24 protein-coding genes are annotated in these 21661 nt (G+C 55.9%); 13 read left to right on the top strand and 11 right to left on the bottom strand.

Features of this window, described 5'->3' with window-relative positions; all coding sequences use genetic code 11:
- Positions 1-76 precede the first annotated feature (76 nt).
- The 3 genes from ygfZ (at position 77) to AC2T28_RS16180 (ending at position 2475) form a co-directional block, all read left to right on the top strand.
- A complete protein-coding gene (gene ygfZ, locus AC2T28_RS16190; RefSeq protein WP_486749667.1) occupies positions 77-817 on the top strand; it encodes a CAF17-like 4Fe-4S cluster assembly/insertion protein YgfZ in 741 nt (246 codons plus the stop codon).
- A 56-nt stretch (positions 818-873) separates the two neighbouring features.
- Complete coding sequence (locus AC2T28_RS16185; RefSeq protein WP_486749666.1) at positions 874-1797, top strand: ABC transporter transmembrane domain-containing protein; 924 nt, start codon at positions 874-876, stop codon at positions 1795-1797.
- A 144-nt stretch (positions 1798-1941) separates the two neighbouring features.
- Positions 1942-2475: a hypothetical protein gene (locus AC2T28_RS16180; RefSeq protein WP_486749665.1), complete on the top strand. Its 534-nt coding sequence runs from the start codon at positions 1942-1944 to the stop codon at positions 2473-2475.
- A gap of 114 nt (positions 2476-2589) precedes the next feature.
- On the opposite strand, the gene AC2T28_RS16175 is transcribed toward AC2T28_RS16180, so the two are convergent.
- Positions 2590-4227, bottom strand: a complete 1638-nt coding sequence (locus AC2T28_RS16175; protein ID WP_486749664.1) for an adenylate/guanylate cyclase domain-containing protein — start codon at positions 4225-4227, stop codon at positions 2590-2592.
- A gap of 143 nt (positions 4228-4370) precedes the next feature.
- Between AC2T28_RS16175 and AC2T28_RS16170 the strand changes: the two genes are divergently transcribed.
- Positions 4371-5144 (top strand): transporter substrate-binding domain-containing protein, encoded by a 774-nt coding sequence (locus tag AC2T28_RS16170; protein ID WP_486749663.1) that lies wholly within the window; start codon positions 4371-4373, stop codon positions 5142-5144.
- A 90-nt stretch (positions 5145-5234) separates the two neighbouring features.
- Here AC2T28_RS16170 and efp read toward each other — a convergent pair whose 3' ends face one another.
- Positions 5235-5798, bottom strand: a complete 564-nt coding sequence (gene efp / locus AC2T28_RS16165; protein WP_486749662.1) for an elongation factor P — start codon at positions 5796-5798, stop codon at positions 5235-5237.
- A gap of 216 nt (positions 5799-6014) precedes the next feature.
- Here efp and AC2T28_RS16160 point away from each other — a divergent pair, with 216 nt between their 5' ends.
- Positions 6015-6332: a DUF6280 family protein gene (locus AC2T28_RS16160; RefSeq protein ID WP_127749698.1), complete on the top strand. Its 318-nt coding sequence runs from the start codon at positions 6015-6017 to the stop codon at positions 6330-6332.
- A gap of 139 nt (positions 6333-6471) precedes the next feature.
- Positions 6472-7926: a cobyric acid synthase gene (locus tag AC2T28_RS16155; protein WP_486749661.1), complete on the top strand. Its 1455-nt coding sequence runs from the start codon at positions 6472-6474 to the stop codon at positions 7924-7926.
- Between the two features lie 15 nt (positions 7927-7941).
- Here the strand turns inward: AC2T28_RS16155 and AC2T28_RS16150 are convergent, their stop codons facing one another.
- From AC2T28_RS16150 to AC2T28_RS16130, 5 genes are all read right to left on the bottom strand, one after another.
- Positions 7942-8943: a hypothetical protein gene (locus AC2T28_RS16150; RefSeq protein ID WP_486749660.1), complete on the bottom strand. Its 1002-nt coding sequence runs from the start codon at positions 8941-8943 to the stop codon at positions 7942-7944.
- An 87-nt stretch (positions 8944-9030) separates the two neighbouring features.
- Positions 9031-10449, bottom strand: a complete 1419-nt coding sequence (locus AC2T28_RS16145; RefSeq protein ID WP_486749659.1) for a TolC family outer membrane protein — start codon at positions 10447-10449, stop codon at positions 9031-9033.
- Positions 10450-10583: 134 nt separating this feature from the next.
- Complete coding sequence (locus tag AC2T28_RS16140) at positions 10584-11237, bottom strand: protein-L-isoaspartate O-methyltransferase family protein (protein ID WP_486749658.1); 654 nt, start codon at positions 11235-11237, stop codon at positions 10584-10586.
- A gap of 103 nt (positions 11238-11340) precedes the next feature.
- The gene (locus AC2T28_RS16135) at positions 11341-11850 is read right to left on the bottom strand and encodes a PhnA domain-containing protein (RefSeq protein WP_486749657.1); all 510 of its coding nucleotides are present in this window, start codon (positions 11848-11850) and stop codon (positions 11341-11343) included.
- 72 nt (positions 11851-11922) lie between these two features.
- The gene (locus tag AC2T28_RS16130) at positions 11923-12228 is read right to left on the bottom strand and encodes a TraR/DksA family transcriptional regulator (RefSeq protein WP_486749656.1); all 306 of its coding nucleotides are present in this window, start codon (positions 12226-12228) and stop codon (positions 11923-11925) included.
- 189 nt (positions 12229-12417) lie between these two features.
- Between AC2T28_RS16130 and AC2T28_RS16125 the strand changes: the two genes are divergently transcribed.
- A complete protein-coding gene (locus AC2T28_RS16125) occupies positions 12418-12555 on the top strand; it encodes an entericidin A/B family lipoprotein (protein WP_486749655.1) in 138 nt (45 codons plus the stop codon).
- A gap of 238 nt (positions 12556-12793) precedes the next feature.
- On the opposite strand, the gene AC2T28_RS16120 is transcribed toward AC2T28_RS16125, so the two are convergent.
- Positions 12794-13057, bottom strand: coding sequence for a hypothetical protein (locus tag AC2T28_RS16120; protein ID WP_486749654.1), 264 nt, complete (start codon positions 13055-13057; stop codon positions 12794-12796).
- Between the two features lie 313 nt (positions 13058-13370).
- A complete protein-coding gene (gene lepA / locus AC2T28_RS16115) occupies positions 13371-15170 on the bottom strand; it encodes a translation elongation factor 4 (protein ID WP_486749653.1) in 1800 nt (599 codons plus the stop codon).
- A gap of 46 nt (positions 15171-15216) precedes the next feature.
- Between lepA and AC2T28_RS16110 the strand changes: the two genes are divergently transcribed.
- The 4 genes from AC2T28_RS16110 to AC2T28_RS16095 all read left to right on the top strand — a co-directional run bounded on the left by AC2T28_RS16110 (position 15217) and on the right by AC2T28_RS16095 (position 18958).
- On the top strand, positions 15217-16740 hold the full coding sequence (locus AC2T28_RS16110) for a hypothetical protein (protein ID WP_486749652.1): 1524 nt from the start codon (positions 15217-15219) through the stop codon (positions 16738-16740).
- 463 nt (positions 16741-17203) lie between these two features.
- Entirely contained in the window at positions 17204-17386 is a 183-nt protein-coding gene (locus tag AC2T28_RS16105) for a hypothetical protein (protein WP_486749651.1), read from the top strand.
- A 145-nt stretch (positions 17387-17531) separates the two neighbouring features.
- Positions 17532-17843 (top strand): hypothetical protein, encoded by a 312-nt coding sequence (locus tag AC2T28_RS16100; protein WP_486749650.1) that lies wholly within the window; start codon positions 17532-17534, stop codon positions 17841-17843.
- A 149-nt stretch (positions 17844-17992) separates the two neighbouring features.
- Positions 17993-18958 carry a LysR family transcriptional regulator gene (locus AC2T28_RS16095; protein WP_486749776.1) on the top strand — a complete coding sequence of 322 codons (966 nt, stop codon included), beginning with the start codon at positions 17993-17995 and terminating at the stop codon, positions 18956-18958.
- Here AC2T28_RS16095 and AC2T28_RS16090 read toward each other — a convergent pair.
- Positions 18955-19398: a low molecular weight protein-tyrosine-phosphatase gene (locus tag AC2T28_RS16090; protein ID WP_486749649.1), complete on the bottom strand. Its 444-nt coding sequence runs from the start codon at positions 19396-19398 to the stop codon at positions 18955-18957. The genes AC2T28_RS16095 and AC2T28_RS16090 overlap by 4 nt on opposite strands.
- 38 nt (positions 19399-19436) lie before the next feature.
- On the opposite strand from AC2T28_RS16090, the gene AC2T28_RS16085 reads away from it, so the two are divergent.
- Together AC2T28_RS16085 and AC2T28_RS16080 are read left to right on the top strand one after the other, a co-directional pair.
- Entirely contained in the window at positions 19437-19883 is a 447-nt protein-coding gene (locus tag AC2T28_RS16085) for a hypothetical protein (protein ID WP_486749648.1), read from the top strand.
- Entirely contained in the window at positions 19880-20575 is a 696-nt protein-coding gene (locus AC2T28_RS16080) for an NAD-dependent deacylase (RefSeq protein ID WP_486749647.1), read from the top strand. Before AC2T28_RS16085 ends, AC2T28_RS16080 begins: the two co-directional genes overlap by 4 nt.
- A gap of 85 nt (positions 20576-20660) precedes the next feature.
- Here the strand turns inward: AC2T28_RS16080 and AC2T28_RS16075 are convergent, their stop codons facing one another.
- A complete protein-coding gene (locus AC2T28_RS16075; RefSeq protein WP_486749775.1) occupies positions 20661-21134 on the bottom strand; it encodes a copper chaperone PCu(A)C in 474 nt (157 codons plus the stop codon).
- Positions 21135-21661: the final 527 nt, after the last annotated feature.

The following is a 21661-nucleotide window of genomic DNA, read 5'->3' as shown; positions in this document are numbered from 1 at the left end:
CGGTTTTTGCGGTTTCCCTCATCGTTTATTGCTATATCACTATCCCACTCTCTGACCCCTTCGATGGAGCCCCATCATGAGCCCACGTCGCGTTTTTCGCCTTACTGGCCCGGACACCCGCGCCTTTCTGCAAGGGCTGGTCACCAATGATGTGGCCAAAGTGGATCAAGGATTGGTTTACGCCGCGCTGTTGACCCCGCAGGGCAAGTATCTGGCGGATTTCTTTTTGCTGGCCGAGGGTGAAGGCATCTTACTGGATGTGGCTGAGGATCTAGCAGATGGGCTGTTGAAGCGCCTGTCGATGTACCGGCTGCGCGCTCAGGTCGAAATTGAAGTGACCGATCTACAAGTCCAACGCGGCACTGGCCCAGCCCCAGCCGGGGCGTTGACGGACCAACGCCACAGCGATCTGGGTTGGCGGCTCTACGGGACCGAGGGCGGCGATGATGGCAGCGACTGGGCGGCAATCCGGGTGGCCCATTGCATTCCCGAAACGGGGGTTGAGCTGACCACCGACAGTTTCATTTTGGAAGCTGGGTTTGAAGCCCTCAACGGCGTTGATTTCCGCAAGGGCTGCTATGTCGGCCAAGAAGTCACCGCGCGTATGAAGCACAAGACCACACTGCGCAAAGGGCTGTGCCGTGTTGAGATTGATGGTGAGGCCGCTGTCGGCAGCGAGATCACCAGCGGCGGAAAAGTCGCAGGCACACTGTTTACCCGGTCTGGCGACCACGCCATTGCCTATTTGCGCTTTGATCGTGCCAAAGGCGAGATGCAGGCGGATAAAGCAACGCTTCGGATGGTCGATCCGGGTTGAGCTTTGTCGCTGTCCGGTCCACGATCAGCTTGAACTGGTAAGGATCGGGACCTCTATTGCTACAGCTTTATCTTGCGATCTGGCGGGTGAGCGGCCGTCGTCAGCTGGTGCTGATTGCCCTGTCGATCTCAATCGCTGCTCTGGCGGCGGTGCCATTGAAGTTTCAGCAGAAGATCGTCAACGCGCTGACCGACGGCGTGGCTACACCCCAGACAGTGTTCTGGCTTGGTGCGGGCATGTCTTTGGCCATCCTGCTTAGCCTGGCATTGAAGTGGCTGATGGGGGTGCGGTCCGGAGTACTAGGCGAAGACATCATCCGACTTCTGAGACGGCGGCTATATGCGGATACCAATCGCTGCCAGACCGATCCCAAGGCGATCAAAACCGGCACCTTGACCACTGCGATTTCAGCCGAAGCCGAAGAACTGGGAAAGTTTGCCGGCAGCGCCTACTCGGAGCCCGTGGTTCAGATCGGGACACTGATCAGCGTGATTGGCTTTATCGCCGCAACCCAACCGGGATTGGGTACAATTGCGCTGTCGATGATTATCCCGCAGGTGGTCCTTGTTCTTTTCACACAAGGTAGGATCAACACGCTGGTCGCCGATCGTGTTCGCATGCTGCGCCACGCCACCAATCAAGTTAGCACAAGTGACGTGGCTGAGATCAGCCAAGCGGTGCTGGATGAGTTTGACGACATCTATGAAACCCGTCGGCGCATGTTCATCTGGAAGCTGTCGACCAAGTTTCTGCTCAGCATAATCAATGGCGCTGGGACCGTGGCTGTACTGATGCTGGGCGGCTGGCTGGTACTGCAGGGCCGCACCGATGTAGGCACTGTGGTTGCCGCCACACTAGGTTTGTCACGCCTGCAGGCCCCCACGGCCTTTTTGATCGCGTTTTATCGTCAGGTCAGCGCCAACCGGGTAAAATTTGAACTACTGCGTGATATTCTGCCGCCGCGTCACAACACCCATTAATATCAAATAGATATTCTGCAGCCTAACTGGCAACGAGCAAACCTGTTTGCCAGCTGGGCGAACAGGTTGATTTTTAGTCGAACAAAAATAGGAAGCCCCTTCCTTTTGTGCCACCGTGCAAAAACCATCTCAGAGGACCCAATTATGCGTTTATTGATTGCAACGGCTATCGCTGCGACATCGGCCCTGCCCGCCACGGCAGACTACTGGAACTATAACGATTGGCATGTCTCGGTTGAACGTATTGATACGGGTGAGGACCTGCGCGTGACCTGCTATGCGCATACCGGCGGAGATGGCGATCCGGTTTGGGCGTTGGAAATTTCCAACGGCGATGCAGGGCCGCCAGATTTCTTTCCGGTGCCGCGCTTGGTTGAAATTGCCCCCAGACACTATGATACGATGATGCAAGACCAGCAATCCGTCGAATTCCAATTCGACACCGGCAGCGCAATTCACGGCAAAGCCTCTGCTTTTCTAAACGAAGACGGCTTATTCCAGGCAGAAAGCGCACCACACTATAACGCTGTGCTGTTAATGCTAATGGCCATGCGCCGAGGCAGCACTGTTGATGCCGTGACAAATCAAGAAGTCATCGCCACCGCCTCGCTGAGCGGCTTTACCGCAGCCTATGGCAAAATGATGGATGAGTGCGGATTTACGCTGGCGATGAATTAGGCCACCCGTAAACGGTTTGCAAAACAACTGCGTGCGGTTCACGCCATCGATTTGGACCGCTCGCCGAAAGGTACACGTGACGAGCATTCGTCTACTGGGTAGATTTGCCATGGCCTACGTCTTGTGATTGGGCCTATCACTGCATTCTTCATCGTTGTCTCTTTCTGGAACTCCAGTTACAGGGTCTTCAGATGACAACCGTTTTAATGCCTGTTGTAGGATCAAAGCGGCCTTGTCCCGCTCATCTGATGTCATTTGGTTGGTGTTGAGTTTGATCGTGAGCGATGGAAGGCTTTCGTAGAAATGCCCAGTTTCGCGCTGGTCTTTATCTGCGGCATCAACAACCTGGTAGGTGGTGATTGGATAAGCAATGCCCTTGACCTCAACCTTATCGTGGTCCTGGCAGCAGATTTCGTCTGACACTTGAGCAAAGGTTTCATACGATATCAGGATCCCCCCCGGAGGGGCAATGGCTTCCAACCGCGAGGCCGTATTCACCGCTCCTCCGATGATCGTATAATCCAAGCGATCATCGCTACCGAAGTTGCCAACTGTGCAATATCCGGTATTGATCCCCATCCTGACTTGTAGTGGTTTTTCTATACCCGATCGATGCCAAATATCAGCCAACTCCCGCATGCGGCGTTGCATTTCAATCGCCATTCGCACACAGGTCAACGCATCCTGCTGTACGCCTTTGGTTTCGGGGTCTCCAAAGAAAATCATGATGGCGTCCCCAACGTATTTATCGATTGTCGCCCCATGCTCTAACGCGATCTGGGACATCTCGGTCAAATAGTGGTTCAGCAGCTGCGTAAGCTCCTCAGACTCCATCCGGTCTGCCGTTTCTGTGAATGCAACGATGTCCGAGAAGAACACCGTCAGCTTCTTTCTCGCCGAGGTACGCACCACCTTTTGATTGCCTGAAAATATGGAATCGTAGATTTGCGGCGATAGATATTTGGCGAGCTGGCTGGACAACTGCTCCATTTGGCGACTTTTTATGGCCAGTTCCTCGGTTCGCTCGATGACCCGCTCTTCGAATGTGTCACGGGCGGACCTTAGTTCGGTTTCGTAGTCCAGCTGGCGGGTCTGCATTTGGTTATAGGCGTTGATAACCTGCCCCAGCTCATCCGTGCTTTTCCAGATCACTTTCTTCGGACTGCCTGCTGTGCGCTTCTCATCGATTGATGACAACAGCCGTTGCAGCGGTTGCCCAACAATACGGCGCAGCGCAAACAGCGCCGATGCAACCTCGATTGACACCGCAACCAGAGCAACAATAGCGGCGATCAGCAGCCGTTTTCGGGTGTTCTCCCTTACGAATTGCCTGGTGGCAGTAAGCTCCAAGGCTCCGATCAGGCGGTTGCCATTTCCAGCATTGTAAAGGATGTCTTGGGTGAGCGGAATGAGTTCAGAAGATGGGGCATCATCGGGCACACTTCCAGCCGCACTCATCTCGATTCCTTTTTCATCAAGCACCGTTGCTGAGAAAATCTCAGGATTGGTGACAACAGCCTGAAGGCTTAGAAGGATCTGATCACGATCAAGGTTCCAAACTGGATTGGAAAGCGCGGCGGCCTGGGTCTGGATTATACCTTCTAGCGTCAGCTGTAGCTGATCTACCGATGTCCTATGGGCAAGCAGTTCGATCACGGAAAACACCCCGGTAACAGATAAGAATATCAGCGGGATGGTAATGCGCAGGAATTTACTGCGCAGTGTCTGGAGCGCCTTTTGCTTCGATCGCATGGTGCCCTTTCGTAGATCAGCGAAGCAGACCGCAACTGGGCCGGACGAACGTTGTGTTCGAACTACATAATAGGGCGATTTGGGCTGAACGGCCAAAATACATGGATCAAAAGCCCGCCGATTACAGTGAAAGGAATATCAAAATGCGCACGCTACACGCCATCTTCGTTTCACTTCTGCTTGTCATGGCCGGTTTTTCAGCCACTGCGCAGGACACTCTCCGGATTGGCTATTTTGATATTCCGCCACATGTTACTGGGGTCACAGATGGTCGACCTCGTGGAGCCGCTATCAGTTACTTCGAAGAGCAAATTGCACCGCGTTTGGGATTGCCATTCGAATGGGCCACAGAAGTGACCGCGCCCACCCGACTGATGAGCCAACTGAGCGAGGGGGAAATCGACGCTATGATTTTTCTGGGGAAAACAGATGAGCGCACGCAGATATTTCACTATCCCAACCCCTATCTCATTATCCCCGAGGCCATCGCCCTAAAGGTAGAGAACCCGCTTGAGCGGATCAGCTCCGTTGACGAACTTTATGGGCAAAGGCTTGGTTTCTTAGTTGGGGGGCGCATCCCAGAACCGCTGCAATCTGACCAGATCACATATGATCTGATCGCCGGGAAACGTCTGATGGAACGCAATGTTGAAAAGCTTCTGATGGGGCGCATTGACGGAATATATGCTCCGCTTTCGACTGCAGTTTCGAACATTCTTGAGGACACAGGCGCGTTCGATGAGGTCAAGCTGGTGCCCATCGACTTTCTAGCCCCAGTCGAGATTTACACCGTTTTTTCTAAGCAAACCGTCCAGCTCGACACAATTGATCGCTACAACGCGGCACTGGCAGCTGCCAGCGCCGAGGTCGAGTACAAAAAATATCTGAGAAGCTACTTGAAAAACGCCCCAGATTAGGCGCGAAAAAGATTTTTCATTTTACGAAGTCAGATAAAAAAGGCCCGCCAACGCTGCGGTTGCCGGGCCTTAACTGAATGGCACAAACGCTTAAGCGCGCTCGGCGTATTCCATGGTGTCGGTGTTGACGACGATCATTTCGTCTTGGCCAACAAACGGAGGCACCATCACGCGGACGCCGTTGTCCAGAACTGCTGGCTTGAATGACTTGGCTGCAGTTTGGCCCTTAACCACAGGCTCGGTCTCGACAACCTTACAGATAACCTTTTGTGGCACAGTGGCGTGCAGGGCCTCTGTTTCGTGGAATTCCACCACGATGGTCATGCCGTCCTGCAAGAAGGGACGACGCTCGCCCAGCAACTCGGCAGGTAGTTCAATTTGCTCGTAAGTTTCGGTGTCCATGAATACCAGCATGCCGTCGCTCTCATAGAGAAACTGCTGGTCTTTTTGCTCAAGACGAACTTTTTCAACCTTGTCGGCGCTGCGGAAACGTTCGTTTAGCTTTGAACCGTTACGTAGGTTACGTAGCTCAACCTGAGCAAAGGCGCCGCCCTTGCCGGGTTTGACGTGATCGACCTTAACTGCGGCCCAAAGACCATCGTTATGCTCAAGCACAGCGCCGGGGCGGATTTCGTTTCCGTTGATTTTGGGCATAAGAAAAAACCTGTCCGGGTGTTGATGATTTGTTAACCGCTCCTATATCTGGCGGGGCGCTACGTGGCAAGACAACGATATTTTGTGGTTAGCAAGAAAAAGGTATGCAAAATTTGCATAAGAGCTATGCAACAAGAGCCTATCCGAATCGATCTAGATCAGTCATAAGAAGCGCCACGCCAAAATTGCAATAGCAAGAACAACAAAGGAAACGAGATGAGAGATTTCGTTGACGGCACAGCCTTTAATAACGAACAAGGCAACCGTGCCCGTAAACTGTTTGCAGCTGTTGTCCTGGCTGCGTTGGATGATGCCATTGCCGATGACAAGAAATACGGTAATGGTCCCGAGCAAATCGCCCGCTGGGCACGTTCGCGCGATGGTCGTGAAGTGTTGTCCTGTGCTGGTATCGACCCAAACGAGCGGGTTGTATCCGGGCTGATGGACTTTGTTGGTCGCGGGGTTCGTACCTCGGTGGCTCTGTCTCGCGAAGAAAGCGAGCGGCGCAATGCGGCTCAGGCCGAAGCTGCCTAAGACAAGACTGCCAAACCAACTATAGAAAAGCGCGTCCTGGGGGGCGCGTTTTTCTATTTCAGAACACCGTTTTTGACCGCTCGCAGACTTCCCTCGGTGTTTAAAATAGGTCATGCCAAGGGCAACAGGGGAGACCGGCATGGCAAAGGCAATCATGATACAGGGCACCGGCAGCAATGTCGGCAAGTCGATGATTGTGGCCGGGCTGGCGCGGGCCTTTGTGCGGCGCGGGTTTAGTGTCGCACCGTTCAAGCCGCAGAACATGTCGAACAATGCTGCCGTCACCCCTGAAGGCGGTGAAATTGGCCGCGCGCAGGCCTTGCAGGCACGCGCCGCCAAGGTGCCTGCCCATACGGATATGAACCCGGTGCTGTTGAAACCTGAGAGCGACACAGGCGCCCAAGTGATTGTCCAAGGCAAGCGACGTGGCACCCAGGCCGCCGGATCGTTCATGCGCGACAAAACCGGGTTGCTTGAGGCAGCGCTGGAGAGCTTTCACCGACTGGCGGATGAGGCGGATCTGGTGCTGATCGAAGGGGCCGGCTCCCCTGCCGAGACCAATCTGCGCAAGAACGACATCGCCAACATGGGATTCGCCTGTGCGGCGGATGTGCCGGTGGTTTTGATTGGAGACATTCATCGTGGCGGCGTAATTGCACAGATCGTCGGCACCCATGCCGTATTGGACCAACAAGACCTGGATCGCGTTGTGGGATTTGCGGTGAACCGCTTTCGTGGCGACCTAAGCTTGTTTGATGGTGGGCGTGATGACATTGCCCAGCGAACTGGCTGGTCCTCGCTGGGGGTGATTCCGTGGTTTTGGGAGGCCTGGAAGCTACCGGCCGAGGATATGATGGACATTGCCTCGACCGAAGGGGGGGCCTGCAAGATCGTGGTGCCCCAGCTAGAGCGGATGGCAAACTTTGACGACCTGGATCCGCTGGCGGCAGAACCCAACGTCACGGTTGAGATTATTCCAGCCGGTCTCCCCCTGCCCGGTGATGCGGATCTGGTGCTGATCCCCGGCAGCAAATCGACCATTGGCGATCTGGCCTATCTTCGGGCGCAGGGCTGGGACATCGACATTCTGGCCCACTATCGCCGTGGCGGCCACGTGTTGGGCCTGTGTGGCGGTTATCAGATGCTGGGTAAGGTGATTGACGATCCCGAAGGTGTGGATGGCAAATCTGGCAAAGTTGCCGGGCTGGGCTTGCTGGACATTTCCACCACTATGGCTGGTGAGAAGAAAGTAGCCCTGCGCCAAGCTCATACATTGCACGGTAATGAGCCGGTCACAGGCTATGAGATCCATATGGGCCATAGCGAAGGGCCAGATTGCACCCGAGCTTGGCTAACCATCGAAGGCCGCCCCGAGGGGGCCGCTTCAGCTGATGGTCGGGTGCGCGGCTCTTATTTGCACGGGCTGTTCAGCTCGGACCTGTTCCGGGCCAAGTTCTTGGATGAGTTAGGACATGAGGGTGTTGCAGGCTATGACGACGGTGTAGAGGCCACGCTGGATGCGCTGGCGGACCACCTGGAACAGTATATGGATCTGGATCAACTGCTAGAGCTGGCCGGGCCGATCAGGCCCTAAGCCTCGCCGCAGACCTTAGCCGAGGTCTTGCACTGCCAGGGCTCGGTGTATTTCGCGGCGAACCAGTTTGCGCACGTTGCGTGTGATGCGTTCGCCCAGAGCGCCCTGCAACTCTTCGCGGACGATATCGGCAACCAGCTCGCGCAGAGACTCTTCGTCTAAAACGGCTTCGTCGGCGACCAGACTATCAAGAACCTGCTCTTGTACCGACTCTTCAGCCAGACGCTGCGCATCCAAGGCAATGGCTTCTGGCGAATCGACTTCAGGCGCAGCCTCAGCTTCGGCCTCGACTTGGGTCATACCCTCGTCAGCCTCATCAACAGCGCCCATATCCGGGTCTGCGGTCTCTTCCTCAAGGTCTTCCCAAGCAAGTGTCTCTACCGGGGTCCCTGCATTTTCTTCGCCCGGCTCGCCATCCGGCTCCCATTGTTCATCGGCCTGGCCGATAACAGCTTCGAGTGCGGCAATCTTTTCAGCAAAGGTTACAGTGACCGGTCGCGCGATGTCCGAAGACTCAGCTTCACAATGCGGGACAGTGGTAGGAACTCCGGCAGCGGCAAACAGAGTCGCTGCGGGATCCCGCCAGGGGGCCTCCTCCTCCGTGGCTTCTGGCCTCTCCGCCTTATCCACGGCGAGAGGAGCAGATGGTGCGACAACGTCATCTTCATCCTGCGATGACTGCTCGGGGGAGTGTTCTACCGAAGTTGCAGCCCACTCATCCTGCTCCAAGGCAGGCACGTCTTCGGTACCATCCTGTTGCGCCGGGGCAAGGTTTTGCAGCGCTGCATCAAGCTCGGTCTCGGTTACACGAATCTCGGATTGTTGCACGGCCGGCGCGCCATCTTGCTCAGCAGTGTCCGCAACCCTTAGAGAGGGCGTTAATACCAAGCGCGGGGCAGATTTCTTGGCAAGCTCAGGAGCATCTACCAAAGGCACATCGCGGCCGTCCTCGCTCACCAATCGGCGAATCGACGACAACACATCCTCTATTTCGGCATGGGTTACAGGTTCCGACATATCTTGCTCAACACTTTCGCCTAATAAGCGAAGTGTAGCGAGATTAGCTTTATCGCACAACCGATAGAACGAATTGTTAATTCTTTCCTAAGGTCTGCCCAGAGCCTTCATCACCCGATCAAGATCTTTGCTACGCTGACTTACATGGGCAGGCGCATCTTTGACCAGATTGTAATACAGCGTCGGGTCATAGATTTCGACCGCCAGCCCCAGATGTTCGGCGGTCAGCAGCCCCTGCGAACTGAGCAGGCCAAAGGCCGCAATCACCTGATTGGCGCGTGCTTGAACCCGAGAGGTCTGAGCGTCGAGCAGTTCTTGCTCGGACTGCAATACGTCCAGTGTAGTCCGCGCACCCAAAGTGGCTTCTTCGCGGATGCCGTCGAAAGCAACCTGAGCAGCACGGACACGTTCGTTCGAGGACACCAGGCTGGCACGCGAGGTTTCAAGCACCACATAAGCCTGACTGACAAGCTGTACCACGGATCGTTGCACGCTGATCAAGGCACCTTTCTGGGCATCCGTCTGCGCGATGCTGGCACGTCGGCTGGCCGCCAATGAGCCACCGGCATAAATAGGTTGTGACAGGGTCAGGCTCGCCCCTGATGTGTCTGTTCGACCAGAGTTACCCCAGGCTTCGGAATGAGTGGCGTTGGCACTGAAAGACACGCTCGGTCCCATGGCCTTGGACGTGCTTTCAGCGGTTAGTTCCGCGGCTTTGACCGCGTGTTGCTGCGCCAGCAACGACGGGTGATTACGAACTGCAACAGCTGTTGCCGCGTCCAAAGACGCCGCGCGTTTGGGCAAAGTAGGTTGCCCGGCCAGGCTGCTAGGGGCGTGGCCAACAACTTGGATATAGACCGCCTGTGCTGTCAAAAGATCACCGCGGCTTTCCGTCAAGCTTGCCTGGGCTGCTGCCACGCGGCTTTGCGCCAGTGCCACATCGGTTCGTGTAACTTCGCCAACGTCAAACCGGTCCTGCGCGGCTTTCAATTCTTCCTGCAACAGACGCAAGTTATTGCCACGCAAACGAACAGTGTCTTGCTGCAAGAGCACGTTTACATAAGCCTGCACCGCCGAGAACAGCACTTGCTGTTCGATATCCAACAAGGATTGGCGGGTCGACAAAACGGTTTCCTGAGCCGCCTGCTGGGCGAACTGCGACGCGCCGCTATCGTACAGCAGCCAGTTTAGTGTGAGCCCTACGGACACCGCACTGTTGGCGGATGTCACTGCAGTAGACCCAAACGCAGAGCGATTGTAGGTCCGGCCCGTTGAAAGCGTGTAATTGATGACAGGGCGTAGTCGCGCAACCGAAATGGCGACGTTTTCATCGGTCGCCCGCAACAGTGCGCGGTTTTGCTCCAGCAATCCGCTGCTCTTGTAGGCGCCAATCATGGCGTCGGAAATGTTGTCGGCCTGGGCCACCTTGGGAGGCAGGGCAACAGCAACCAGGCCGCCCGCAAATACAACGCTCTTAAGTAGTCCCTTAACCGCAATCTTGCGCATCTGTCGCCTCACCCGTGCAGAGCCTTTACGGCCCGTTCATTTATATCCCAGACGGCGCAGGTTTGCGCCGCTGTCAAAACACTTGTGTCGTCACCGCCAATAATACAAGCGGTGCACGCCCGATCCCAAAAGGATCAGAGCGCAAATTCTTTGGCCGCGGCAAAGCCGGGCAGAACCGGAGCGCCAGCATTAAAGGCAAAACGCCAGGAGATTTGCTCACCCGACTTATAGCCTATTTTGACCTGCCCCAAAGCGCCATCCATAAAGATTGTAGCAACACGGCCACCGTCTTTAAGTTGTGCCAGCAATCCAGCAGGCAGCTCTTCGACGCCGCCTTGTACCAGAATCACATCATAGGGGCCGTGTTCAGCTGCACCCTTGCCAAGATCACCGACGTGAACAACCGCATTGTCTGCACCGGTCTCGCTCAACTGGGTCTGGGCCTCGGCTGCAAGCTCTTCGTCGCTTTCGACGGCAATGACCATTTGCGCGATACGCGCAACCACCGCCGAGGAATATCCCATGCCGCAAGCCACATCGAGCACCAGCTCGTCGTTCTGCACGTCCACCGCATCCAGCATCTTGGCCAGGGTCCGTGGCTCAAGCAATGTGCGCCCCTGCCCCAGATCGATATTCTGGTCGGCATAGGCAGCTTCGCGCTGATCACCGGAAACAAAGTTTTCGCGTGAGACGCTGAGCATCGCCTCGATAATCGGATATTTGGTCACGTCCGACGGGCGGACCTGATTATCAACCATCATGCGACGGCGTTCGGCAAAGTCAGTCATATGCTAAACTCTTCTGTTCAGTCAGTTGTCAGTGGTTGTGCCACATCCCCGCAGGCGCGGCAACGGGGCGTGTGGCAAATATCGCCGCCACACCGCAGCACATCTATTTCTTTTTCACAAACTCGGTCAGGATCACAATCCGCTGGCCCTCGACCCGGCCTTCGATATGTTTGGGATGGTCCGAAACCAGCGAAATCCCGCGTACTGCGGTGCCGCGCTTGGCGGTGAAGCCTGCGCCTTTGACCACCAGATCCTTGATCAGCACCACGGTATCGCCTTGGTTGAGCGCAGCGCCGTTGCTGTCTTTGTGTTGGCTGGCAGTCGCAACATTGTCGACCCAGGCGCGGGCCTCGTCATCCAGCCACAGCTGTTCGCCCAGATCGCGGGCCCAGTCGTGTTCGGACAGACGTGCCAACAGCCGTGCGGCCATCACCTGAACATGCACCTCTTCGGACCACATAGAGGAGGACAGACAGCGCCAGTGGTTGGGGTCCAGATCGCCTTCGATCTGGGTACGGCAGATCTCGCAGATCGCGGCCACCGCGCCGTCGGGTCCGCCCGAAACCGGGAAATCAGTCAATTGGGTGTCAGCTGAACATAGGGCGCAGGTCATCGCAGGGGCTCCGGAAATCAGGGGTCAGAGCTGCTATAGGTCAGGCCAGCGGCAATGGAAAGCAGCGCTTGATCAGGGCGCGCAGTTACCGCAGAATGGAGTGGCTGGATTTTCATCAAGGCGGGTATCATCGATGTCGTCACCGCAGATCTGGCAAAAGCCATAACTGCCCTCGCGCAGACGGGCCAAAGCCACATCGATCTGATGCAATTCATCGGCTTCGACGCTTTCCAACACCTCACCGTCCTGCCGCACGGGCTCCCGTGGTTGCCAGCTCAGCGGGAGAGCCAAAGACAATCCACGCTTTGCATCGGCCAGTTTCTTGGCCAATCCCCGGCGCTGTGTTTCAAGCGCGTATCTGCGGGCGGCAAAATCCATCTCCTCAACTCCCCTTCCCTATCCACACCCCCACCTGGCGCTAAAGGAAGCTTAGGTCGTTGCCCCTTCGCAATAAACTCGCTGGATATGAGGATGGCCCCGCGCATCCTTTTGCCACCTCGCACAGGACATCTGGCCCTGGATTGGGAATACTGCTAGGTCTACATCCATCCAAAGACGGAGACCAAAATGACCAAATTCGCCATACTGGGCTTGGCCCTGCTCAGCCTTGCCGCCTGTGAAACCACCAAGGGCGCAGGCAAAGACATTTCAAAATTCGGCTCGGCCGTCAGCGGCGCCGCACAGGATTTTCAGGACGCGATTTAAGCGTCTTATAGCTATCAAAAGCCCTTGATCGCCATAAAATTGATTATAGCCACACTTCACCCGGCTGGGTGGAGTTAAGTGGCGTATCAGTATGATACTTGGTAGTTTTTGGGGACACCTCTAAGGGCAGCATCCAACAGATGCATGCGCGAGGAACAGTTTAGTCATCGGCTACGAACTGAGATTGGGCAATCACCTGCCTTGGAGCCAGACCCCGAGTAGCATAGCCATTTATCAATTAGGCTTCACGTTCGATCTGGAACTCATTAGTATGTTCCAAGTTCTGCGTGGCCGAACCCTCATTGACTTCTTCGGTTTCTTCGCCGTCTTCCTCAACACGCCGCTCCATCACTTGGCTAAAATCAATGGACGATGCGAAGAAACTTGCCGCCGCCAAAGTCGGGACCACATAAACCATCTGCCCAGTAAAATAGGCCGTTGTATACGACGGCAGTAAAACAATTGCTGACTTGGCAAGCGCCGTTTTGAGACTGTTATTCATCGCTGATCAAAATTCTCAAATCAATTATGAGGTGCAAGCATGTCACAATCATCGCCCTACAGGCAATACTAAGCAAAAAACAAAGTTGGAAGCCAAACGCTGACGAGGACATTTCTAGCCAATCAACACCGGATCACCTGAGATCTGGGTCGGGCGCAATCCTGATGTAGTGGACATAAGAAAGGTCGCTCTGGTGGAGCGACCTTTTTATGGAATTGCTGTTTTTGGCGAGGGTTCAACAGAACGCTAGGGTGTGGGCACGCGATTGGCTGTGCCAATCTCTTTCGCCCACCGTCACTCAAGTTGAACAGCCTTAGCTGTCCATTTTAAGTGCGGATATAAACGCTTCCTGCGGGATGTCCACTTTACCAAACTGGCGCATCTTTTTCTTACCCTTTTTCTGCTTGTCCAACAGTTTACGCTTACGGCTTGCGTCGCCGCCGTAACACTTGGCGGTCACGTCTTTGCGCAGAGCAGACAGGGTTTCACGGGCGATCACTTTGCCGCCGATAGCCGCCTGGATCGGGATCTTGAACATGTGGCGCGGGATCAGGTCTTTTAGCTTTTCAACCATCGCACGGCCCCGGGCGTCTGCGCGGTCGCGGTGCACCATCATCGACAGCGCATCCACCGGCTCGTCGTTGACCAGGATCGACATCTTGACCAGATTATCCTCGCGGTAGCCGGTCATCTGATAGTCGAACGAGGCATAGCCCTTGGTCACCGATTTCAGACGGTCATAAAAGTCAAACACCACCTCGTTCAGCGGCAGGTCATAGACCGCCATGGCGCGGGAACCGGCATAGGTCAGGTCCTCTTGCAAGCCACGACGATCCTGACACAGCTTCAGCACATCGCCGAGGTATTCATCAGGCACCAGAATGGTCGCTTTGATGCGCGGCTCTTCCAGGTGGTCAACATGGGTCAGGTCGGGCATGTCGGCGGGATTGTGCAGCTCGACCATCGTGCCGTCGCGCATAAACACGTGATACACCACCGACGGCGCGGTGGTGATCAGGTCAATGTTATATTCACGTTCGATCCGGTCACGGACCACTTCCAGGTGCAGCAAGCCCAGGAAGCCACAGCGGAAGCCGAAGCCCAGCGCGGCCGAGGTTTCCATTTCAAAGGTGAACGAGGCGTCGTTCAGGGCCAGCTTGTCAATCGCGTCGCGCAGGTCTTCGAACTCGGCGCTATCGACCGGGAACAACCCACAGAACACCACCGGCTGTGCGGGTTTAAAGCCGTCCAGCGCAGCTTCGCAGCCCTGTCGGTCATTGGTGATGGTGTCGCCAACACGGGTGTCACGCACCTGCTTGATCGAGGCGGTCAGAAAGCCGATCTCGCCCGGGCCCAGCACGTCGATGGTTTCCATCTCGGGGCGGAACACGCCGATACGGTCAACGCTGTGCAGGGTGTCGTTGGACATGAACTTGACGCGCATGCCCTTTTTCAGCTCACCGTCGATGATGCGGACCAGAACGATCACGCCAAGATAGCTGTCGTACCAACTGTCCACCAGCATCGCCTTCAGCGGTGCGTCGCGGTCACCGGTTGGGGCGGGCAGCTCATTGACGATGGCTTCGAGAGTTTCGTGGATGCCCTGCCCGGTTTTGGCTGAAACCTGAATGGCGCCTGTGGCCTCGATCCCGATAACATCTTCGATCTGTTCGGCCACGCGGTCACAGTCGGATGCCGGCAGGTCGATCTTGTTCAACACAGGCACGATCTCGTGGTCGGCCTCCATCGCGTGATAGACATTGGCCAGCGTTTGCGCCTCTACCCCTTGGGAACTGTCGACCACCAGCAGCGAGCCTTCAACCGCACGCATCGAGCGGGAGACCTCATAGGCAAAATCAACGTGACCGGGGGTGTCGATCAGGTTCAGAACATAGTCCTCCCCGTCGTCCGCCTTGTAATCGATCCGCACCGTGTTGGCCTTAATCGTGATACCGCGCTCGCGCTCGATATCCATACTGTCGAGCAGCTGCGCCTTCATATCACGGCCAGCCACCGTGCCGGTCTCTTGGATGAGCCGGTCAGCAAGGGTGGATTTGCCGTGGTCAATATGCGCCACGATCGAGAAATTGCGGATTTTGGACAGATCAGTCATGCTTGGGGATATGATTTGGATTTAGCGATTGGTCAAGGAGAATTGAATGCGTGCTGCTGCACCGGTAGACAAGGCAATTGACCTCACATTGGAGCTATTTGACTGGCACCGCAGATACGTAGTCGCACGCACGTTTCTACGGGCCATGCCATGCATCTTCTCGGTACCATTTGAAACCGAGGACAATGACGCACCCGTCACACCTATACATCTATTAAATCTTTATCGCGCAGGACTGCTTTTGTGCGTCGCGGCCAAGTTCGGCCCTTCGGCCACAAGAATAAATAGCCTGGAAAGGCTCCGCCTACCAGGCGATGGCGCAAGGTTCGACATCTCTATCAGCGCCAAAAACGCGGCTCGATGTTCAGTTGTCTCAGTTCAGCACTCGACCGAGCGCTGCAGCGAACTATGCCTTGCGGACGCAATGGACGCGACAGCTAAGTTCGAGAGAGAAAACGCGAAGCCAACCGACTTCTTTTCTTCATCACTCGAAATGCTACAGCAAGATAGTGATATTGATCCTGACCCCGACAACCTGAGTTTTACAACTCCGCTTTGGAATAGCCTGATTGAGTTTCCTTCTATGGATCGTACCTATTCTGGTGCTGGCATTCCCAAAGCCTCTTCCTCAGAGCAAGCGGGCCCTGATTTTCTAAATTCAACCTTCTGGCATGCATGGTACTATGGGATTTTGACTGGAAATCCTCTTGATTGGGATCTGCAGCGACGCGTTGCTTTGATCAAGGATGAAACCTGGAACGCAGGCCCCAAAGCCGTCGCCAAAGAAATCGAGCGCATCCAAGCCGAAATGCTGTCTGAACATCTGCCAATGGCAGAAACAATTGAGGCCAACCCCGAAACAGGCAAGTTTCTCGCTGTCCCGATTCCCATTGAGAACCCCATCACCCTCTCCGCCCTTCTATCGCAGATCGAAGATGCGCTAGAGGATTGCATTGGCGGGCATAATGGGTTGGCGCAACACTCGGGCTCAGTGAAGAAACTCAACCGTGTTCTGACCAAATACCGGGATGATCCCCAAAACGCGGAACTCACCCTGACCCGCGTAGCTGGCAGCCTGCGCAGTCAACTGCACGACACGCGGGAACTGCCAGATAACGAGGATAACCTCGCATTGCTGGATGCGGTCGAGGAAGGCGTACGCGGCATTCGTGCCAACCACCCAGAGGTGGCAAAGAACCGTGAGCAACTGGCACAGCAGGCCATGAAAGCCTTGGCGCCAGAGGACAAGGAACTGTTGGAACAGGCCCTGCCCGTTTTGGCAGAAATCAGTGAGCCGGAATTGGCCGAAGATTTTTACGCAGACATTCCCGAACTCATCAATGACGCGGTCCTGCCCCTGCCAGATGGCGCGCCACACCTGCCCGGTGCAGATGTGACAGCGCGTGTGTTTAGCCGGGCGTCTAAAATGGCGATTGCAACTGAAAAAGGCGCAAAGATCTTTGACAGCAAAGAAATCAAAACCGCGCGCTTGGCACACCTTGGATACACAGTCCTCGATTTGCTTTATAGCCTTGTTCAAATTGGCCTTCGTATACTTGGCATTATCTGACGATCAAAGGTCCGCGCCTGACCCTGGGTGGGCGTGAAGCGCTCGCCGTTTTGCCGAAGGCAAACCTTCGGTTTGACGGGAGGGTCGGGCGCTGACCGGCTGTGCCGCCGGTCAAAGGTAATAGCAAAGTACTGGTGAACGCTCCCCAGTCATCAGCCCGAATGGGATAGAGTTCGGCCCCACCGATTCACCCCTGAAATAATCCCCCAGATCACTTCCCCAAACGCGCCTGACCTTCCCCCCGGGAAGGCGCGTTGCACCTCCCCAAGGTCAGGCACTTCCGTCAGTATTCTGCTTAAACCTCGCCCATGGTGACAACATGCCTTGGGCTCCGCCCATTCTCGGCTGAATGTGCCCCCGGACACATTCCCGGACGCCGCTTACTGCAAAAACAGGCGATTTCGTGTATACTGGCCCTCCAGACTCGCGAACAGCCCATGCCAGCCGCTAGGAGGACCTGCCCATGAATGCCATCCAAACCGCTGAATTTGCCCGCGCACTCTATAGCGCCCACGGGGACAAGGCCGAGGCCGAAGCCGCCCACAAGGCCCAGGAATGCGTCGAGGCCGGAAAAGCCGAGAAAGCCGATGAATGGCAGGCCATCCGCCGCGCCATCCGATCGATGCGCGGGCCCAATCAGTCCTGATTTCCCCTGCCCTCAGATCGTTCTGGCGAATTTCTGCCGATTGGTATCATCGTCTTAACCACGATTGAAACGACTCGAGCCTTTCGCCATAGTGCCGCGAAATGCGGACGCCAAGATCCGTCATATTGAACTGAGGGCACTGAAAATGAAGCTGCTGCTGATCCCCCTGCTTTGCGCAGGGATGATGACCGTTACTTCAACCACCCCCGCCGAGGCCAGCGCTGTTGAACGCGCCTGTCGCCAATCGGACCGCTCGACGTCTAGCCGCGAGCTGTGTAGCTGCATTGGCAAGGTGGCCAAAGTTAGCCTCACCAATTCCGAGCAACGCACCGTGGCAAAGTGGTTCAGCGACCCGCATCAGGCGCAGGTTGTCCGCCAGTCCGACAGCCGCAGCGACGAGCGCCTGTGGCTACGTTACAAGGCTTTTGGCGAGCGGGCGGCGCAATTCTGTAGCTAATCCAAATCTGGACAAATCTGTCCAGTTTACGCAAATTCCCCCATAGGCAGTTAAATACCGCAAACTCTCTCCCCAAGGCGGATTTCTCCCCTTGACCCATCGGGCATGGGGTCTCACAAATGCGCAACAAAAAGAAGGGGAGCGCGCAGATGTTGATGAAAGGGGTTACCCTACGGGGCTTGGAGGTTTTTGAGGCCCTGGCCAAAACCGGATCCGTCGCACAGGCCGCTGAGCTGACAGGGCTCAGCCAGCCGGCTGTGAGCCAACAACTGCGCAACCTGGAAAAAGCACTGGGCGCAGATCTGGTCGATCACGGGCGCCGCCCCATGCTGGTCACCCCAGCCGGGCGCAATTTCCTGAACCGCACCGAGGCCGTATTGTCCGAACTGCGTCTGGCACAGAGCGAGCTGACAGTGATGGACCTGACCCATCTGTCGACACTGTCGATTGGCTTGATCGATGATTTCGACAATGACCTAACACCACGCCTTGCCACCATTCTGGCCGATAGCCTGACCCAGTGCCGGTTCAAGATGATCACCGCCTCTAGCCACGACATCAACAAGGCAATGGCGGCGCGTGAGTTGCACATTGCGGTGGCGGCCAGCACAGGTGAGTTGCACGAGGGCATTGTCGAGTACCCTCTGGTTCAAGATCCGTTTATCCTTGTGGCCCCCAAAGGCATGTTTCGTGACCCCAACGCCCAACCAGAGCTTCTGAATGAACTGCCCTTGCTGCGCTATGGACATGACCAGCTTATTTCACAACAGATCGAGGCGCATCTGGCCCGGCAGCAGCTGGAATTCGAAGAGCGCTTTGAAATCGGCTCTCACCTGGCCTTGATTGCAATGGTAGCACGCCGGGTTGGTTGGGCGGTGACCACACCACTGGGATACATGCGTGCGGTGCGGTTCCACGACCAGATTGATGCCTTTGCGCTGCCGTTTGGCAGTTTCTCGCGCCGAATCTCACTGTTTGCCGCCGCCGATTGGGCCGACCGGGTGCCGCGTGATGTTGCCCAGACCATGCGCCATCTGGTGCAAAGTCAGATCATTAACCCAGCCATTGGCCAACTGCCCTGGCTGGCCGGACAGCTGCAGGTTATCGAAGACTAGATCTCAAGCGCTGCTTTCAAACCCTCTGAGGCCTGCTCGATCAGATCCAGGCAGCCCTCAAAATCACGGGTGTAATAGGGGTCTGGCACATGATCAGCGCCAGATCCGTTTGCATAGTCGGTGAACACCTGCACCGGCGTTTGACTGCCAACCGGGCGCAGGCCTTCTACATCGCTGTGGTTTTCTTGATCCATCACAATGATCAGATCGAACTGGTCAAAGTCTGAGCTGCCAAATTTCCGCGCCCGCAGGTCTGACACATCCAATCCACGCCCCTGCAACGCCTGCTGCATAGCCCCATACGGCGGCTTGCCCACGTGCCACGAGGCGGTGCCTGCACTGTCGGTCTGCACCTCGGGGGCCAATGCGCGAAACACGCCCTCGGCAGCTGGAGAGCGGCAAATATTGCCCAGGCAGACAAAGAGAACTTTTTGCGGCATTATGATCAGGCTTCCATTTTAGGATCAGAGATTTTGATATGAAACCACTTTGCACCGTTCTAGGCCTCGTCGCCATCACTTCAGGCGCTGTTTTCGGCAATATCGCCCAGGCAGAACCCGTTCCATCGCAGTATGAAACTGACTGCGTGATGAAAAGTTGGTCGGGTTATCTGGCCCCGTACGATCAAGACATCGAACTCATCGAGGTTCTCCCCCACACAAACAGTCAAATCCTGGCCTATGCGCTGTCCCCCGTGGTGGGAAATTATGCCAAGGCCTATGTGTTTTTGTTGGATGACGGCAACTGTTACCGCAAGGTAGTGTCCATTGGATCTTACGCAATGACAGCCATGCTCCATGATGGCCCCAAGCGGCTTTTTCATGCCGACCTGTACGAGGAAGAAACCCATTCAACCTTGGATTTTTTTGAAGGCAAGCCAAGCTATGAAACAGTCAAAGACCTGGCGCTAAGAGTGTTGCAATGACAAAAATCGTAATCCTGACCGGTGCAGGGATATCCGCCGAAAGCGGGTTGGGCACATTTCGCGACGAAGACGGGCTCTGGGCTAAGCACCGGATTGAAGATGTTGCCACGCCCGAAGGCTTTGCGCGGGACCCGGCGCTGGTACATGGATTTTACAATGCCCGCCGCATGCAGGCCGCCGCTGCACAGCCAAATGCCGCGCACAAGGCACTGGCCCGGCTGCAAGCAGAACACGCCGACGAGGTTGTGATCGTCACCCAGAATGTCGATGGTCTGCATGAAAAAGGCGGTGAGGCATCGGTCCTGCATATGCACGGTGTTCTGGATGGCGCACTCTGTGCTGCCTGTGATCACCGTTGGCCCGCCCCTGCCGAAATGCAGGTTGGTGAACAATGCCCTGCCTGCCAAGCCCCAACGGCGCGCCCTGACATCGTTTGGTTCGGCGAAATGCCCTATGACATGGATGCCATCTACGCGCATCTATCACAGGCGGATCTGTTTGCCGCCATTGGCACGTCGGCGCAGGTTTATCCGGCTGCGGCTTTTGTGCACGAGGCCCTGACCGCTGGAGCCCATACGGTTGAACTTAACCTTGAACCCTCAGCCCTGGCGTCCGATTTTGCAGAGACCCGCTTTGGCCCAGCCTCACAGATTGTTCCGACTTGGGTTGATGAACTGCTCGCCAAGCGCTGAAACGCAAAAGCCAGCCCCAAAGGGCTGGCCGGGTGCGAAGGAGGGCGGCAGCGCCGTCGGACGTCGCGCCCACGCTGGCTGCATATTAGTGGTTGGAGTGATCCATGCCACCTTCAGCAGGCTTGCGCTCCAGATCAACGGGGACCTCAACCACAACGTCACCAGCCTTTTCGAAGGTCAAAGTGATGGTAATAGTGTCGCCCTGTTTCAGTTCCTGGGTCAGGCCCATCAGCATGACGTGATTGCCACCACGTTGCAGCATGTGTGTCTCGCCGGCTGGGATGGCAAAGCCCTCTTCGACATGCATCATCTTCATCACGCCATCAGCGGTTTCCATATGAGTGTGCAGCTCGGCACGTTTGGCGGCATCAGTACTGGCACCAATCAGGCGGTCGTCTTCGCTGGTGTGGTTCATCACCGCCATAAAGGCAGCGCCTGCCATCTTGTTCGACGCACGCGCATAAGCGTCATCGATCATCATCTTCGACATGTCAGCAAAGGCAGCACCAGCCAGAGTGAAAGTGGCAACGGTTGCAAGAGCAATGGATTTGAAAGACATCTGGTCTCTCCTTCTTTGGAAGTCTGATTTTGATAGAGTTGCTTGGAGTTCAGACAACAAAGGAGGTGCACGAGCGCGCAGGCCGAGCAGTGTCCCACCCGTATGCATGGGCTGTTCGGCTAAGACATCACTGGGCGCAACAAGGACAAATCCAATTTCAACTGCATGGCGCGGATCCGCCACGGCATCCAGTGCCAACGTCACACAGTCCGGGCAGAAATGGGGCGCAGACGTCGGCTGGCCCTGATCATCTACATAGACAACCTCGAGACCGGTGCCGGTACATATCACCATCTGGCCCGTGGCATCCTGCATGGTCCGCATCGCTGCCGCATTATGGGCGGTGAGCGTCAGTGCAAGGGCCATCAACAGGGCCGCATATGTCCGCAAAATGTGCTTCATCACCGCATCATATGACTCTGCGGCACTGGTATCGCAACCCGCAAAACTGCCGCAGCTTGCGCAGCCGCAACAAACAAGAAAACGCCGCAGAAGATTTCTCTTCTACGGCGTTCAAATTCTTGGAT

This window comes from Parasedimentitalea nitratireducens, assembly GCF_057444295.1.
The sequence above is the reverse complement of the archived record's forward strand: the minus strand, read 5'-3'. Positions and strand labels throughout refer to the sequence as shown.

Coding starts and splice junctions, on each gene's coding strand:
- ygfZ (WP_486749667.1), top strand. CDS start 77: ATGAGCCCACGTCGCGTTTTTCGCCTTACTGGCCCGGACACCCGCGCC.
- AC2T28_RS16180 (WP_486749665.1), top strand. CDS start 1,942: ATGCGTTTATTGATTGCAACGGCTATCGCTGCGACATCGGCCCTGCCC.
- AC2T28_RS16175 (WP_486749664.1), bottom strand. CDS start 4,227: ATGCGATCGAAGCAAAAGGCGCTCCAGACACTGCGCAGTAAATTCCTG.
- AC2T28_RS16170 (WP_486749663.1), top strand. CDS start 4,371: ATGCGCACGCTACACGCCATCTTCGTTTCACTTCTGCTTGTCATGGCC.
- efp (WP_486749662.1), bottom strand. CDS start 5,798: ATGCCCAAAATCAACGGAAACGAAATCCGCCCCGGCGCTGTGCTTGAG.
- AC2T28_RS16160 (WP_127749698.1), top strand. CDS start 6,015: ATGAGAGATTTCGTTGACGGCACAGCCTTTAATAACGAACAAGGCAAC.
- AC2T28_RS16155 (WP_486749661.1), top strand. CDS start 6,472: ATGGCAAAGGCAATCATGATACAGGGCACCGGCAGCAATGTCGGCAAG.
- AC2T28_RS16150 (WP_486749660.1), bottom strand. CDS start 8,943: ATGTCGGAACCTGTAACCCATGCCGAAATAGAGGATGTGTTGTCGTCG.
- AC2T28_RS16145 (WP_486749659.1), bottom strand. CDS start 10,449: ATGCGCAAGATTGCGGTTAAGGGACTACTTAAGAGCGTTGTATTTGCG.
- AC2T28_RS16140 (WP_486749658.1), bottom strand. CDS start 11,237: ATGACTGACTTTGCCGAACGCCGTCGCATGATGGTTGATAATCAGGTC.
- AC2T28_RS16135 (WP_486749657.1), bottom strand. CDS start 11,850: ATGACCTGCGCCCTATGTTCAGCTGACACCCAATTGACTGATTTCCCG.
- AC2T28_RS16130 (WP_486749656.1), bottom strand. CDS start 12,228: ATGGATTTTGCCGCCCGCAGATACGCGCTTGAAACACAGCGCCGGGGA.
- AC2T28_RS16125 (WP_486749655.1), top strand. CDS start 12,418: ATGACCAAATTCGCCATACTGGGCTTGGCCCTGCTCAGCCTTGCCGCC.
- AC2T28_RS16120 (WP_486749654.1), bottom strand. CDS start 13,057: ATGAATAACAGTCTCAAAACGGCGCTTGCCAAGTCAGCAATTGTTTTA.
- lepA (WP_486749653.1), bottom strand. CDS start 15,170: ATGACTGATCTGTCCAAAATCCGCAATTTCTCGATCGTGGCGCATATT.
- AC2T28_RS16110 (WP_486749652.1), top strand. CDS start 15,217: ATGCGTGCTGCTGCACCGGTAGACAAGGCAATTGACCTCACATTGGAG.
- AC2T28_RS16105 (WP_486749651.1), top strand. CDS start 17,204: ATGAATGCCATCCAAACCGCTGAATTTGCCCGCGCACTCTATAGCGCC.
- AC2T28_RS16100 (WP_486749650.1), top strand. CDS start 17,532: ATGAAGCTGCTGCTGATCCCCCTGCTTTGCGCAGGGATGATGACCGTT.
- AC2T28_RS16095 (WP_486749776.1), top strand. CDS start 17,993: ATGTTGATGAAAGGGGTTACCCTACGGGGCTTGGAGGTTTTTGAGGCC.
- AC2T28_RS16090 (WP_486749649.1), bottom strand. CDS start 19,398: ATGCCGCAAAAAGTTCTCTTTGTCTGCCTGGGCAATATTTGCCGCTCT.
- AC2T28_RS16085 (WP_486749648.1), top strand. CDS start 19,437: ATGAAACCACTTTGCACCGTTCTAGGCCTCGTCGCCATCACTTCAGGC.
- AC2T28_RS16080 (WP_486749647.1), top strand. CDS start 19,880: ATGACAAAAATCGTAATCCTGACCGGTGCAGGGATATCCGCCGAAAGC.
- AC2T28_RS16075 (WP_486749775.1), bottom strand. CDS start 21,134: ATGTCTTTCAAATCCATTGCTCTTGCAACCGTTGCCACTTTCACTCTG.